This window comes from Amycolatopsis arida, assembly GCF_900115565.1.
GTDB lineage: Bacteria > Actinomycetota > Actinomycetes > Mycobacteriales > Pseudonocardiaceae > Yuhushiella > Yuhushiella arida.
Map to the genome: position 1 here is coordinate 1 of NZ_FOWW01000015.1, position 12,796 is coordinate 12,796.

The 12,796-nt window shown below is 71.6% G+C and carries 16 protein-coding genes and 1 pseudogene; 8 read left to right on the plus strand and 9 right to left on the minus strand.

The features are described 5' to 3' along the window. A partial coding sequence (locus BM051_RS29305) for a hypothetical protein (RefSeq protein WP_166677879.1) occupies positions 1 to 411 on the minus strand: 411 nt, incomplete at its 3' end. Positions 412 to 568: 157 nt separating this feature from the next. On the opposite strand from BM051_RS29305, the gene BM051_RS27400 reads away from it, so the two are divergent. Continuing rightward, on the plus strand, positions 569 to 931 hold the full coding sequence (locus tag BM051_RS27400) for a chromate resistance protein ChrB domain-containing protein (protein ID WP_279587077.1): 363 nt from the start codon (positions 569 to 571) through the stop codon (positions 929 to 931). Between the two features lie 44 nt (positions 932 to 975). Here BM051_RS27400 and BM051_RS27405 read toward each other — a convergent pair whose 3' ends face one another. Both BM051_RS27405 and BM051_RS27410 read right to left on the minus strand, forming a co-directional pair. Then, on the minus strand, positions 976 to 3,405 hold the full coding sequence (locus BM051_RS27405; protein ID WP_092536760.1) for a heavy metal translocating P-type ATPase: 2,430 nt from the start codon (positions 3,403 to 3,405) through the stop codon (positions 976 to 978). Beyond that, complete coding sequence (locus BM051_RS27410) at positions 3,402 to 3,623, minus strand: heavy-metal-associated domain-containing protein (protein ID WP_092536763.1); 222 nt, start codon at positions 3,621 to 3,623, stop codon at positions 3,402 to 3,404. The genes BM051_RS27405 and BM051_RS27410 overlap by 4 nt, the downstream gene beginning before the upstream one ends. A 109-nt stretch (positions 3,624 to 3,732) precedes the next feature. Between BM051_RS27410 and BM051_RS27415 the strand changes: the two genes are divergently transcribed. Beyond that, entirely contained in the window at positions 3,733 to 4,143 is a 411-nt protein-coding gene (locus BM051_RS27415; RefSeq protein ID WP_092536938.1) for a MerR family transcriptional regulator, read from the plus strand. Positions 4,144 to 4,192: 49 nt separating this feature from the next. Here the strand turns inward: BM051_RS27415 and BM051_RS27420 are convergent, their stop codons facing one another. Together BM051_RS27420 and BM051_RS27425 are read right to left on the minus strand one after the other, a co-directional pair. Next, the gene (locus BM051_RS27420; RefSeq protein WP_483398196.1) at positions 4,193 to 4,558 is read right to left on the minus strand and encodes a four-helix bundle copper-binding protein; all 366 of its coding nucleotides are present in this window, start codon (positions 4,556 to 4,558) and stop codon (positions 4,193 to 4,195) included. A gap of 195 nt (positions 4,559 to 4,753) precedes the next feature. Next, positions 4,754 to 5,641: a hypothetical protein gene (locus tag BM051_RS27425; protein ID WP_092536769.1), complete on the minus strand. Its 888-nt coding sequence runs from the start codon at positions 5,639 to 5,641 to the stop codon at positions 4,754 to 4,756. On the opposite strand from BM051_RS27425, the gene BM051_RS27430 reads away from it, so the two are divergent. Next, positions 5,640 to 5,867 carry a CBS domain-containing protein gene (locus BM051_RS27430; RefSeq protein ID WP_243859906.1) on the plus strand — a complete coding sequence of 76 codons (228 nt, stop codon included), beginning with the start codon at positions 5,640 to 5,642 and terminating at the stop codon, positions 5,865 to 5,867. The genes BM051_RS27425 and BM051_RS27430 overlap by 2 nt on opposite strands. 112 nt (positions 5,868 to 5,979) lie before the next feature. On the opposite strand, the gene BM051_RS27435 is transcribed toward BM051_RS27430, so the two are convergent. Further along, on the minus strand, positions 5,980 to 6,441 hold the full coding sequence (locus tag BM051_RS27435) for a heavy metal-responsive transcriptional regulator (protein ID WP_166677878.1): 462 nt from the start codon (positions 6,439 to 6,441) through the stop codon (positions 5,980 to 5,982). Positions 6,442 to 6,662: 221 nt separating this feature from the next. Here BM051_RS27435 and BM051_RS27440 point away from each other — a divergent pair, with 221 nt between their 5' ends. Both BM051_RS27440 and BM051_RS29310 read left to right on the plus strand, forming a co-directional pair. Further along, positions 6,663 to 7,004, plus strand: coding sequence for a four-helix bundle copper-binding protein (locus tag BM051_RS27440; protein ID WP_208326043.1), 342 nt, complete (start codon positions 6,663 to 6,665; stop codon positions 7,002 to 7,004). Positions 7,005 to 7,223: 219 nt separating this feature from the next. Further along, on the plus strand, positions 7,224 to 7,517 hold the full coding sequence (locus tag BM051_RS29310) for a TSUP family transporter (protein ID WP_166677877.1): 294 nt from the start codon (positions 7,224 to 7,226) through the stop codon (positions 7,515 to 7,517). 798 nt (positions 7,518 to 8,315) lie between these two features. Here BM051_RS29310 and BM051_RS27455 read toward each other — a convergent pair. Next, the gene (locus BM051_RS27455) at positions 8,316 to 8,915 is read right to left on the minus strand and encodes a hypothetical protein (RefSeq protein ID WP_092536781.1); all 600 of its coding nucleotides are present in this window, start codon (positions 8,913 to 8,915) and stop codon (positions 8,316 to 8,318) included. Positions 8,916 to 9,094: 179 nt separating this feature from the next. Continuing rightward, positions 9,095 to 9,430 (minus strand): glutaredoxin family protein, encoded by a 336-nt coding sequence (locus BM051_RS27460; RefSeq protein WP_092536784.1) that lies wholly within the window; start codon positions 9,428 to 9,430, stop codon positions 9,095 to 9,097. 252 nt (positions 9,431 to 9,682) lie between these two features. On the opposite strand from BM051_RS27460, the pseudogene BM051_RS30410 reads away from it, so the two are divergent. Both BM051_RS30410 and BM051_RS30415 read left to right on the plus strand, forming a co-directional pair. Beyond that, a pseudogene (locus BM051_RS30410) lies at positions 9,683 to 9,781 on the plus strand (hypothetical protein); the annotation flags it as partial. A 101-nt stretch (positions 9,782 to 9,882) separates the two neighbouring features. Then, positions 9,883 to 10,815, plus strand: a complete 933-nt coding sequence (locus BM051_RS30415; RefSeq protein ID WP_279587076.1) for a dihydrolipoyl dehydrogenase family protein — start codon at positions 9,883 to 9,885, stop codon at positions 10,813 to 10,815. Between the two features lie 318 nt (positions 10,816 to 11,133). On the opposite strand, the gene BM051_RS27470 is transcribed toward BM051_RS30415, so the two are convergent. Then, the gene (locus BM051_RS27470; RefSeq protein ID WP_243859903.1) at positions 11,134 to 11,826 is read right to left on the minus strand and encodes a methyltransferase domain-containing protein; all 693 of its coding nucleotides are present in this window, start codon (positions 11,824 to 11,826) and stop codon (positions 11,134 to 11,136) included. 62 nt (positions 11,827 to 11,888) lie between these two features. Between BM051_RS27470 and BM051_RS27475 the strand changes: the two genes are divergently transcribed. Continuing rightward, the gene (locus BM051_RS27475) at positions 11,889 to 12,725 is read left to right on the plus strand and encodes a UbiA family prenyltransferase (RefSeq protein ID WP_092536790.1); all 837 of its coding nucleotides are present in this window, start codon (positions 11,889 to 11,891) and stop codon (positions 12,723 to 12,725) included. The last annotated feature ends 71 nt before the right edge of the window (positions 12,726 to 12,796 follow it).

The window sequence follows — 12,796 nt, forward strand, 5'->3', positions numbered from 1 at the left end:
CCGATCAACGACGGGTGCCGCAGGGCGTGGGACCGCGTGCGGGACAGTGGGTATTGGTGTCCTACCGATGCCCCGCGAACCGTCCACCCCGCGCACCACCGTGTGGCGCGAGTGAAACGCCTCGGTGTGGCCCAGATCGGCGACGGGCTGGTCGCGCTGCCCGCCGACGCCCGTACCCGCGAACACCTCGACTGGATCGCCGACGACATCCACGCCGCCGGCGGCACGGCCGACGTGTGGTTGGCCCAGCCGGCCAACGTGACCCAGGAACGCCTTGCCCAGACCATGGCCGCCGCACGCGCCGCCGAGTACCGCGCCGTGCTCGCCGAAGCGGAACAGGCGCGGCCACTCGGCGAGTCGGAGCGGCGCCGGGCGCTGCGAAAACTGCGCGCCGAGCTGCGTCGCATCCACCGCCGGGACTACTTCCCCCGCCCGAACGCCAAGCCGCCGAGGCCGCCGTCAACGCCCTACACCCCGACCACCACACCGAGGAGACCGCATGAAGTGAGCCACGCGCGAAAACATCCACATCGACCGCGCCGCCTGCGCTTAGTTCATCCGCCGCTGGCTGGACCCGGCCGCGGAATTCGTGTTCGTCGCCGACCCCGCCGCGGTGCCGCCGGACGCCACCCCGTTCGACATGCGGGGCGTCGAACTCGGCCGCCATGGCAGCGATTGCAGCTTCGAAACCATCCTGCGCCGCCACGACCTCACCGACCCGGTGCTGTGGCGCATCGCCGAGATCATCCACGAAGCCGACCTCGACGACGAACGCTACGACGCCCCCGAAGCCCCCGGCCTCGACGCTATCCTGCGCGGCCTGTCCATGATCGGCGACGACGACCACACCCTCGCCGTCACCAAACCGATCTTCGACGGGCTCTACGAGTACTACCACCGCGCGGGATTCCTGGGCCGCGAACCAGCCTGAGCCAGGGCGCCACGCCGATCGGAGACGACCGTCAGCGGTGGCGATCACCGGAACCGGCCGACGCTGCCGATGGCCTGGACCAGCAGGGAGGGTCGGGTGCCGATGGAGTTGAGGAAGATGGTGGTGACCGAGGCGGCCATCGCGATCATCGCCCACACCGGATAGACCAGGCCGGTGGTGGCCAGCGGGACACCGATGCCGTTGAAGATGAACGCCAGTCCCACGTTGGTGCGGGTGCGGCGGTAGGAGCGGACACTGATCTCGCGGGCGTCGAGCACCGCGGTGACCTCGTCGCGCAGCAGCACGATGTCGGCGGATTCCACGGCGATGTCGGTGCCACCGCCGGCGGCGATGCCGACGCCGGCCTGCATCAGGGCGGGGGCGTCGTTGATGCCGTCGCCGACCATCGCCACGCGGATGCCGTCAGCCTGCAACTCGCGCACGATCTCGGCCTTGCCTTCCGGCCGAACCCCCGCCCGCACATTGGTGATGCCGAGTTGGTCGGCGACCCGACGCGCGCCGCGTTCGTTGTCCCCGGTCACCAGGGCCGGGTCCATTCCGACGGCCCGCATGCGCGCCACGGCCTCGGCGGCATCTGCGCGCACCTCGTCACCCAACGCGATCAACCCCTGAACCGTGCCTGCCGCGGCGACCACGATCACGGTGTGCCCGGCGGCCTGCAACTGGTCGACCCGCCCGGTCACGGCGGTGAGATCAAGGTCGTTGTCGATGAGGAACGCAGGCTGGCCGACCAGCACGTCACGGCCCTGCACGGTGGCGCGGACACCGGAGCCAGTGACCGAGGCGAACTCCTCGGCCTCGGGCACCGTCAGCCCGCGCTCGCGGGCGGCGGTCACCACCGCACGAGCAAGCGGGTGCTCCGACGGGCTCTCCGCCCCCGCGGCCAGCGCCACCAGCCCGTCGATGTCGCCGTCGAGGGCCTCGACCGCGCGGACGGTAGGGCGCCCCTGGGTGAGGGTGCCGGTCTTGTCCAGCACGATGCGCCGCACCAGCCGGAAGGTCTGGAACGCCTCACCGGTGCGCATCACGATCCCGCGGTCGGCCGCGGCGCCCGTGCCGCGCACGATGGCCAGCGGCGCGGCAATCCCGACCGCGCAGGGGTAGCCCATCACCAGCACCGACAGCGCGGCGAACACCGCCCGCCGCACGTCCGGCTCCCCGGCCAGGACCCAGCTGCCGGCCAGCCAGCCGAGCAGGGCCAGCGCGGAGATGGTCAGCACGGTGGGGGTGTAGACGCGCAGTACCCGGTCGACCAGGTGCAGGATGCCGGGTTTGAGCGCGCGGGCATCCTCCACATTCCGCACCACCTGGGCCAGGAACCCTCCGGTGTGGCTGGCGGTGACCTCGATCAGCAGGCTGCCGGTGCCGTTGATCGACCCACCCACGACCTCGTCACCCGGCCCGCGTTCCGCGGGCACCGGTTCGCCGGTGACCAGGGACAGATCGATCGCGGACTGACCGGACCGAATCCGGCCGTCCAGCGGGATGCGCTCGCCGGGGCGTACCCGCACCCGTTGCCCGATCGCCACGTCCTCGACCGGCACGTCGACCTCGCCACCGTCAGTGTCGAGCCTGGCCAGGTCGGGCTGCAGGTCGAGCAGCTTCTTGACCGACTGGCTGGACCGGGTTTTGACCAGCAGTGACAGCCATTCGGAGAAGATGTGGTAGTTCGCCACCAGCACCGACACGGCGAAGAACGCCGCGGTCGGATAGCCGGGCAGCAGTCCGGTGAGGCCGATGACGCCCCCGGCGATGCCGGCGAACGCGCCCACCTCCAGCAGCACGTGCTGGTTGAGGATGCCGCGGCGGGCGGACTGGTAGGCCATCCGCAGGATGTGCGGGGCCACCCCGACCACCACCCCGATCGCCAGGGCCCCGGCCAGCCACCCGATCAGCGGCTCGGTCAGCACCCCGGTCGCCCGCAGCACCAGCGCCGCCACGCCGGGCGTCACGATGGCCACCGCCCCGACCAGGGCCTTGAGGTTCCCGGCGGGGCGCAGCAGCGCGAAGGACAGCGGCACCATCAGCGCCACCACCGACGCGGGCACCAGCACCGACCAGATCCCGGTGACGGTGGCGATCAGCCCGATCGCGGTCAGGCTGGCCGCGATCGCCGCCAGCAGCCGGGCGCCTTCACGGACGAGGTCGCGTTCCTCCTCCTCGAACGGGCGCAGCTTGCGCGGGTCGTACAGGTCGTAGCCGACATCCCGCAGCGTGCCGAGGATCTTCTCCGGCGTAACGCGCTGCGGGTCGTAGTCGACCAGGGCCTGTTCGTGGGTCAGGCTGACCGCGACGGTGTCGACGCCGTCCATCCGGCCCAGGGCCTTTTCGATGGTGCCGGTGCACAGCGAGCAGTGCAGCCCGGCGATCCGCGCCCGGATCCGCTCGTGGCCCGGCGTCGTGCTGGGCTCCGACGCCCACAACTGGGGGCGCTCCTCGGTTGCGATGCTCATCGCGAGACCTCCTCGGCGACGTGGTAGCCGGCGGCCTCGATCCGTTCCACCAGCACGGTGCGGTCGGTGACGGCGGGGTCGACACGGACCTCGACGCGCCCGCACGTGTGGTCGGCCACGACCCCGGAGACGCCCTCGACCCGGCGCAGCACGGTGCCGATTCGCTGCTCGCATCCGCTGCACGACATCCCCTCAACCTGCAACACCCAAGACTCCATCACGGACTCCTCCACAGCTTCTGAGCTGCTCTTTCTCTCGCTGACATCACGCTAGAACCTTGCCCGAGGGGTAAGGTCAAGGCTGGAATGTTCAGGAGGGAGCCATGTGATGGAGATGACGGTCGGGGCCGCCGCGGAGGCGGCCGGAGTCAGCGCCAAGGCAGTGCGGTTGTGGGAGTCCAAGGGTCTGCTGCCACCGGCCCAACGCACCGACGCCGGCTACCGCACGTTCACCCAGGACGACGTGGACGTGCTGCGGTTCATCCGCCAGGCAAAGGCGCTGGACCTCACCCTGGGCGAGATCAAAGACATCCTGGACCTACAGCGCTGCGGCGCTACCCCCTGCGGGCGGGTCACCAACCTGCTCGACGCCCACATCGCCGAGATCGACCGCAAGCTCTCCGATCTGCGCGCGATACGCCGGACCCTGGTCGAGGCCCGCCGCGCTGCCCGCGACAGTCAACGCCGCGGCGAAGACGCCGTGGTCTGCCGCATCATCGAAACCGCCGGTACCGCCTGACCCCGAACCGGAGGTCAGGCGTTGTCCGACGCGACGACAGCCCGTGTGCTCACGCTGCGGCCATCGTCCGGCACTGCTCGGCGCACCGGCGGCACGCCTGCGCGCACACCTGGCACGCCTCGACGTCGAACCGCTCACACTCCGCCGCGCACGCTTCGCAGATCTCCGCACACAGCCGGCACACCTGCGCCGCCCACTGCGAGCCCCGCGCCAGCAGCGTCACACACAGCGCGCAGATCGCCGCGCAGTCCAAGCACAGCCGGGCGCACTGCGCCATCTCTCCGTCGTTCACGCAACAGGTGTAGGCGCATGCTTCGCACGCCTGCTGACACTCCGCACACGCATCCAGGCACGCCTTGTTCGTCTCGTCCACGGTCGCGACCGCCATCACCAACCTCCTTCGGTTCGGCAACATCTGCCTGTCGTGCCGGACCGAGCAGCGCCCACTTCGGGCACGTCCGACCCACGGCGCCACCGAAGGTAGGGGCTTGCCCGCGGGGCAAGGTCAAGCCGCTATCCAGGAATCCGGCGTCTAAACCGACCACATGGGGCACGTCGAGGCGGTTGCTCCGGTGTCGTCCGGACCCGCCTGCGCGCACCGGGTGGCCGATTACTCGGGGCCTGCCATGCTGTGCCCTTGACGCAGGCGGCTGGCGACGTAGCTGGCGCGGTCGCCGCCGTTCTCCCGGTGCCAGGCGCTGGCGGTGGTGTCGGCGACGCCGAGCAGGTCGGCGAGCATCTTCCAGTGGACTGAGCCGACGAGCGAGAGCCAGGCGCCGTTACGGGCGGTGCGGGCGCTGGGGACGCCGAGCTTGCGCAGGCGGGTCTGCAGGGTGGCCGAGGTTATCGGCCGGTCGGGGCGCAGCCCTGGGAACAGGAACGGAGTCGGATGGTCCCGCAGCGCCCCGGCGAGCGGGCGGCGGTTGGTGACGAGCTGGTGCAGGAGCGCGGATAGTCGGGGCCGGAGCCACAAGGGGTCGCGGCCGAGTTGCAGGCCGAGGATGCCGGGCTCGTCGGGATGCGCGAGGACATCGTCGGTGGTGAGGTTGACCAGGCGCCAGCAGCTTTGCCCGTATTGCAGGACCAGGCAGCCGGCGACCCGATCCGCCAGCGGTAGCGTGTCGTCGGTCTCCAGCTTGACGGCGAGCAGGACGCGGTCGGTGTCGCTCATGATCTCCCGGTCGCCGGTGTGGCGTGAGGTGCCGATCGCGACGTGGGCCGGGGCCAGGCCGTTGGTTGCGGCCCACAGCAGGAACGAGCGCGCGTAGTGCTGGCGTGGCCGGTTGCGGACCAGCCAGCGGTCCACCGCAGGTTGGGTGAGGGCGGCCAGGCGGGTGCCACGCTGACGCAGGTAGGCCAGCAGCTGGCGGGCGGTGTTCAGCTTCCGCCGGAGGTGTTCGCGCTGGTAGTGCGTGAAGTTGGTGTCCTGCTCGGCGCGTTGGTGGGCCAGTGGCACCTTCTGCGTCGCCGTCGACACCCACCAGGTCGTGCTCGGCATGATCTACCTCGACCAGCAGGACCAAACCACCGCCGACACACCAGCCGAGCAGCTCATGCACCCCGGCCCGACCACCGTCCGCGCCAACGAACCCCTGCAACCCCTCGTCGAGCGCATGACCCGCGCCGATGTCGACGGTATCCTCGTCACCGACCCCGAAGGCCGCCTCCTCGGACTCCTCGACCGGCACGACGCCGAGACCACCCTCCGGCAGAAGCCGGCGTGACCGATCTACCTCGCCGCACCCGCCCCGGAGTTCGGCGCGGGGTCGCTCGAACCCCGGCCCCGGCCGTGGTCGCCTTCTGCGAATCGGCGTGCCCGCTGGTCACAGCTGAGCGTCACCGGCTTCGTTCCGCGAACACGTCGAGCCGAGGCGGACCGGCACCGGCGCGCAACCCGGGAGCGTCTTCGATGACGCGGCAGATACACCCGCCGGTTCCCGCCGTGCTGTGGGGACGCCGGTCGAGGGTGGTGAGCTGCTCGCGAAGCCCGGTCAGCTCGGCGATGCGCCGGTCGATGCGCGCCACCTCCCGGCGGAGCACCTGGCGCACGTAATCGCAGGGTTGCTGGCCGTCCTCCTGCAACAGGAGGATCTGCCGGATCTCATCAAGCGTGAGGCCCAAGCGCTGCGCCGTCCTGATGAACGTGACCCGCTCGGCGTCGCTGACCTCGTACCGGCGGTGCCCGGCCGACGTGCGCCGTGGTGAAGGAAGAAGCCCGATCTGCTCGTAATACCGAATCGTCTTCGTGTTCACCCCGACCCGGGCCGCCAGTGCACCGATCGGCAGGTCGCCAGGCATCAACCCGCACCTCCTCACCGGTCCGACCAACAGGCTTACCCGACACACCCCCCGCAAACCTCCGACGTCGACATCCCGCTCCTGCTCGCCACGTCGACCGGGGTCCTCTGTTGAGTGAACATCCGCCCACATCAGGCGCGCAGGGTTGAAGTTCCAGTCGAGTGGAAAAGCCAGACTACGCGGGCGGGAACCGAACAGGACCGACAGCGAGGAAGAACACCATGACCAGTCCGACACTGGCTCCGCAACAGACCCGCGAGTGCATCGACGCGTGCAGCGACTGCGCCGTGGCCTGCCAGGCCTGCGCCGACCACTGCACCCGGCAGGCCGACCCGCAGACGCTGACCTGCATCCGGCTGTGCCTGTCCTGCGCCGAGGCGTGCCTGGCCTGCCTGCCTTCGCTGACCCGCGCCGCCAACTACGAAGCACTCTGCCGCGCCTGCGCGGAACTGTGTGAGGCATGCGCGGCCGAGTGCGAACGCTACGACGACCAGACCATGAGCCAGTGCGCCGAGGCCTGCCGCCGCGCCGCCCAGTCCTGCCGGCAGATGGCCAGCGCCTGACCCACGCTCCACGCGGTGACCCGGCTGCCCGGGTCGCGACCCGGGCAGGCCCGGCCCGGGCTTGGGAACCGGTCAGGAGTGAGCCGGGGGTGTGCAGGCGGCGTACTGGCTGCTGCTGCCGATCGCGCTGGGCATCTGCGTGCTGGCCTGCCTGGTCGGCGTGGAGGGGCTCGCTGCTGTTCGCGCCCTTCTACGCCGTGCTGTCCCCTGGCGGGCCGAGTGCTCCTCAGCCCGGTGCAGGCCATCCAGATTGGCATCATCAGCGAGATCTTCGGCTTCAGCAGTTCCTTCGTCGGCTTCCTCCGAGCGCGTCTGATCGACTTGCGGCTCGGGCTGCGCACGGCCGCGTTGGGCGCTCCGGCCGCGCTGGCCGGAGCGCTGCTGGCCTACCGGCTACCCCAGGCCGCACTGCTGGTCCTCGTCGCCGCGGTCATGCCGGCCCTGGCCTGGTACATCCGCCACCCACCCCGGCCGGAGACCCCGCGAACAAGCAGTCCGGACCGGCAGCGGTGAGCGCGAGGATGCGCGTACGGCGGCCACCGACATCCCGCTGTGCTGCTAGTCCAGCGCCAACTACTACGCCAGTCCGAGCTTCAGCCCACCGCAGCCGGCCTTCCGGAGCGGCGAAAAGGGCTATCGCGAGCACCGGGACCGGCATGGGCGGACCTACCGCTACGACTATCTCGGCGGCAAGGACCAGGCGTCGTCGGACCACTCGGCGGGCTGTTCACCGGGCTGCTCGGCTTCGGCATCGGCGCGCTCGGCGTCGTGCACCCGGTCACAAGCGAAAGGGAACGGATGACCGCTCGCGACCGCAGCCCCGAGGACGTCCTGGCCGATCACCTGCGCCTGGCCCAGTCCGGCTCCATCAACGAGGACCTGCAACGCAACTACAGCCGCGACCTCGTCGTCCTATGCCAGCTCGGCGTCTACCACGGCCACGACGGCCTTCGCCACCTGGCCCAGCGGCTCGACGAGGACTCCCGGACGCGACGTTCCGCTACCGCACCCAGCACGTCGCCGGCGAGATCGCCTTCCTGGAGTGGACCGCCGACTCCCCGAGGGGAAGCGTGCGCGACGGCGCCGACTCCTACCTCATCCGCGCGACACAGATGCCCGTTGCTCCCGCCGGCGCACCTCGTCCCACCGCGCTGTGAATTGATCGTCCAGCCCGGGCGCCGGCGCGCCGACGAGACTCGGAGTGGACGACACCGTGTCGAGGAGCCACACGGTCGTGACCCCTCCGCCGATGTGGGGCCGGGTCACGACCTGGATTTCTCCCTGAGGTTGTGCGTTGCGATGCTCCGTGGCTCAGGTCAGGGGCCACGCGGAGTAGGTCAGGCCGAGCACGAGGCCGTAGACCAGGTGCCCGACCAGGCTGCCCATCGGCGTCATCCGGCCGAAGTTGATCGCGGCCGGGCCGGGGTCGTCCTGCTCGCCCCGTCGCATCGCCGGGTGCACCCCACCGATCATGCTCATCATGAGCAGCGCCAGCGCGGTGAGGACGACCGCCCAGCCGAGCGCGGTCACCCAGTTCGCGGGCAGCCCGAACAGCGCCGTGCCGTAGGCCCACGCCACGGCCAGCACCGCGCCGTTGGTGAGATGGATGGCCAGGCCGAGCGCTCGCGCGGCGCCACTGCCCGGCCGCGCGACGGTGCTGCCCAGCAGGTCGAGCAGATCCATCCTGGTCATGCCCATGGCCCTGCCCATGATGCTGAACACCGTGAACGCCAGCGAGGCGACGACACCCCAGACGATCGCGCCGACCCAGCTGATCGCCGCCCAGCCTTCCGCCGCGATGCCGAACACGATCAGCGCCACCGGCGGTGCCATGGCGAGCATCAGGCCGAGCGCCGCCCACGGGACCGTGTGCTCGGAGCGTGCCCGGGTGGTGCCCGAGAGAACCGTCATCACCGCCTCCTTCCAGTTGAACCCGTCGGGTTCCCACCGGCATGCCCCGGCCACGCGACGGCAAACGGGACCGGGTGGGTGACTGTCAGCGAGCCGACACAACCCGGCGGGCTCCCGCTTGCCCTGGCCGAGCCCAAGACTCCCGGTCCGGCGGTCGAACGGCGGTCCCGCCGGCCCGCTCACCGGCGGAACGGCCAGAGTCGCCGCCTCGGCTCGGTCGGCCGGACGTGGTCGAGCAGCGCGGGGGCGAACTCGCGGACCGCGGCCTCGAGTTCCCGAGAACGGGGGTTGACCATGGCGTGCTCACCGACGAACACGGTCGGCACCGTTTCGTTACCACCCGCGGCCGCCCGCACCCCGGCCGCGGCCGAGGGAGACGTCCAGATGTTGATCTCGCGCACGGGCAGTCCGCTCCGGCGCAGCGGGCGCCGCAGCGCCGCGCAAAACGGGCAGCCCGGCCGCCAGTAGAACTCGATCACGGTCGGCTGTTCCGCGCTGGCGCGCCGGTTGCTCATCTCAGTTCCTCCGGAGTGGACCATCAGCGACAGTGCCGAGCCGTTGTCCATTGCACCGCGTGGGGCGGGTGCGCGCCGCCGCAGTGTCAACACGATGACACCGCTGCCCGAGCCCCGTACGGCATCTCAGCACTGTCCCATGGCCGACAGTCGCGCGATGCGCCACGGTAGAGGTGCGTTAGCCCTGGAATCGCCGCTTTCTCGCCGAGAGGAGTCCTCGTGTCGGACCGTGTTGATGTCGTTGTGCTGGGAATGGGGCCGGGCGGGGAGGCCGTGGCCGGTTCACTCGCCGAGGCGGGGATGTCGGTGGTCGGCATCGACGCGCGCCTGGTCGGTGGCGAGTGCCCCTACTACGGGTGTGTGCCGAGCAAGATGATGATCCGCGCGGGCAACGCGTTGGCCGAGGCGCGGCGGGTGCCGGTGCTGGCCGGGAAGAGCCAGGTGGGTCCGGCATGGTGCGGGCCGGCGAGCAGGAGCTCACCGCGGACGGGGCGATCGTGCTCAACACCGGCACCGAGCCGGCCGTCCCGCCGATCCGGGGCCTGTCCGGCACGCCGTTCTGGACCAACCGCGAGGCGGTCGCGGCCGAGGCGGTGCCGGAGTCACTGATCGTGCTGGGTGCCGGCGCGATCGGGCTCGAGCTCGCCCAGGCGTTCGCGCGGTTCGGCTCCACGGTGAGCGTGGTGGAGCTCGCCGAGCACATCCTGCCGCTGGAGGAACCCGAAGCTGCCCGGGTGCTCGCCGAGGCGCTCACCGCCGAGGGGATCGCCCCGCACACCGGCGTCGCCGCCGAGCAGGTCGGCCACGACGGCACCGCCTTCACCGTGACCTTGCCCGGCCGGGAGCTCCGCGCCGAGCGGCTGCTGGTGGCCACTGGGCGGGCGACGAACCTGGCCGGGCTGGGGCTGGCCACGATCGGGGTGGACACCGACCGTCCGTTCGTCGAGCCCGACGAGCGGCTGCGCATCGCCGACGGCGTGTACGCGATCGGTGACATCACCGGCAAGGGCGCCTTCACCCACGTGTCGATGTATCAGGCCGCCATCGTGGTCGCGGACATCCTCGGCCGGGAGGGCCCGCCGGCGGAGTACCACGCGGTACCGCGGGTGACCTTCACCGACCCGGAGGTCGGCGCGGTCGGGCTGACCGAGGCGCAGGCCCGCGAGCGCGGCGTCGAGGTGCGGGTCGCCACGACGGAGGTGCCCGGCACGGCCCGTGGCTGGCTGCACAAGACGGGCAACGAGGGCGTGATCAAGCTCGTCGAGGACGCGAGCCGCGGCGTGCTGGTCGGGACGACCTCGATGGGGCCGCACGGCGGTGAGGTGCTCGGGATGCTGGCGCTGGCCGTGCACGCCGAGATCCCCACCCCCGGCTCCGGACGATGATCTACGCCTACCCGACCTTCCACCGAGGCGTTGAGGACGCCCTCGGCCAGCTGTCCTGAAACAGGACTCGACGACGCGAGTTGCCGGCGGTCACCTGGCGCCGCGGTGGGACGTGGATCGAGTGACGATCGAAGGCTTCCGCATCGAGGTGGTGCGGTCGATGCCGCCGCCGTCCCGGGTCCGGTGGAACGAGGCGGGCCTCGTCAGCGTGCTGCCTGGCCGACGAGGCCCTGCTGATTCGTCCCTTGCGAGGGCTGCGTGACACGAATCGATCCTGGTGGCAGCGGGTGGGCAGGCGGGTAAACCCGTGGCGAGTGGTCAGCTCTGTTTGCGGCCGTACCCCTGGAACAGCACCGCTGTCGTGGGCACGGGCAGCATCCGAACCGAAGCTCGGCGGCCGGTGACCCAGGCCAGGAGGTCGGTCAGCGACGGTCGGATTCCGCGCAGGGTGAGGTGCGCGCCGTGCCGGGCGCATTCCCGCACCAGCACGGTGCGGTCGACCAGGAGCGCCGGGTCGTGCACGCCCCGGGGCGCGAGACCGGGCAGGCGCTCGGCGAGGCCGATGGCGAGCCACCGGCACAGCGCGGTGGCCGCGAGCGTGTCGATCACCAGCACGCCGCCGGGCCGGAGCAGGCGGCAGGCCTGGGCCACCGCGCGCGGTAGGTCGGGGACGTGTTCGAGGATTTCGCCGGCGACGACGACATCCGCGCAGCCGTCGGCGAGCGGCACGGCGAGCACGTCGGCGAGCACGGGGTGGACCTCGTGCTCGGCGGCCTGCCGCAGCGCGCTCCGGGAGAGATCCACGCCGACGTGCCGGTAGCCCTTGCCAATGAGGTGCGGCGCGAGCAGCCCGGCGCCGCACCCGAGGTCCACCAGGACCGCGTCCGGTCGTGGCGCCGGGGGAACGAGCCGCCCGCGGGCGGCGGCGAGCCAGTGCAGCATCGCGAACACGCCTCGCGGTTGCCACCACTGGTCGGCGAGCCGGTCGTAGAGCGCCGGATCGTTGCGCACCACCCGATCACGCGACCGTGCCCCGCGAGTCCACATGCGTCCAGGCTGGCACACTGCCGCCCGTGGGCCGTGTTCTGGTGGTGGCGTCGGCGTTGGCCCGTGCGTGCCACCCGCTGCCCGCGGTGGCGGTGACGGCGATCACTACGGGCCTGGCCGCCGGCACGGGCCGGCCGGTCGCGGCGGTGCTGACGGTGGCCGTGGCCGTGCTCGCGGGTCAGCTGTCCGTGGGGTGGCTCAACGACCTGGTCGACGCGCCTCGGGACGCGCGCGTCGGGCGGGCCGGCAAGCCGGTGGCGGCCGGTGAGCTCGACCCTTCCCTCGTGCGTGGCGGTGTGGTGGTGGCGGCCGTGGCCGCCCTCGTCCTGTCGTTGCCCTCCGGTGTGCCGGCCACCGCCGCGCACGCCGCCGCGCTGGTCTCGGCGTGGGCGTACGACCTCGGGGTCAAGGCCACCGTGGTGTCGGTGCTGCCGTACGCGGTGTCGTTCGGGTTGCTGCCGGTGTTCGTGTCGTTGGGACTGCCGGGCGCGCCCCTGCCGCCGGGGTGGTTGGTGGCCGCCGCCGTGTGCCTGGGGGGCGCGGCGCACTTCGTCAACGCGCTGCCCGATCTCGCCGACGATGCCGCGACCGGGGTGCGCGGGCTGCCGCACCGGATGGGGCCGCGGGCGAGTCAGCTGCTGGCTGCCGCGCTGGTGCTGGCCGCGTCGGCGCTGCTGGTGTTCGGCCCGTCCGGTGCCGCGTCCCCGGTGGGACTGGCGGCGGTGCCTCTCGCGGCGGGGATTCTCGCCGTCGGGTTGCTCCGGAGCCGGCGGCCACGCTCCCGAGCGGCCTTTCGCGCCGTGCTGCTGGTGGCCGTTGTCGACGTCGCGCTGCTGGTCGGAACGGGAGTGCCGACCGGTTAGCCGGGGCGATGTCCCGTCAGTGGTCACGTCGAGGTGTGGCGCCCTCGTGACCGGGTACTCGTCGCCGAGGG

Bases quoted from the DNA above. Each gene is read 5' to 3' on its own strand.
- BM051_RS27405 (WP_092536760.1), bottom strand. From the start codon at position 3,405: ATGAGCATCGCAACCGAGGAGCGCCCCCAGTTGTGGGCGTCGGAGCCC.
- BM051_RS27460 (WP_092536784.1), bottom strand. From the start codon at position 9,430: ATGAGCAACCGGCGCGCCAGCGCGGAACAGCCGACCGTGATCGAGTTC.
- BM051_RS27410 (WP_092536763.1), bottom strand. From the start codon at position 3,623: ATGGAGTCTTGGGTGTTGCAGGTTGAGGGGATGTCGTGCAGCGGATGC.
- BM051_RS27420 (WP_483398196.1), bottom strand. From the start codon at position 4,558: ATGTTGCCGAACCGAAGGAGGTTGGTGATGGCGGTCGCGACCGTGGAC.
- BM051_RS27415 (WP_092536938.1), top strand. From the start codon at position 3,733: ATGGAGATGACGGTCGGGGCCGCCGCGGAGGCGGCCGGAGTCAGCGCC.
- BM051_RS27435 (WP_166677878.1), bottom strand. From the start codon at position 6,441: ATGCCTGGCGACCTGCCGATCGGTGCACTGGCGGCCCGGGTCGGGGTG.
- BM051_RS27430 (WP_243859906.1), top strand. From the start codon at position 5,640: ATGATCTACCTCGACCAGCAGGACCAAACCACCGCCGACACACCAGCC.
- BM051_RS30415 (WP_279587076.1), top strand. From the start codon at position 9,883: ATGGTGCGGGCCGGCGAGCAGGAGCTCACCGCGGACGGGGCGATCGTG.
- BM051_RS27440 (WP_208326043.1), top strand. From the start codon at position 6,663: ATGACCAGTCCGACACTGGCTCCGCAACAGACCCGCGAGTGCATCGAC.
- BM051_RS27455 (WP_092536781.1), bottom strand. From the start codon at position 8,915: ATGACGGTTCTCTCGGGCACCACCCGGGCACGCTCCGAGCACACGGTC.
- BM051_RS27425 (WP_092536769.1), bottom strand. From the start codon at position 5,641: ATGCCGAGCACGACCTGGTGGGTGTCGACGGCGACGCAGAAGGTGCCA.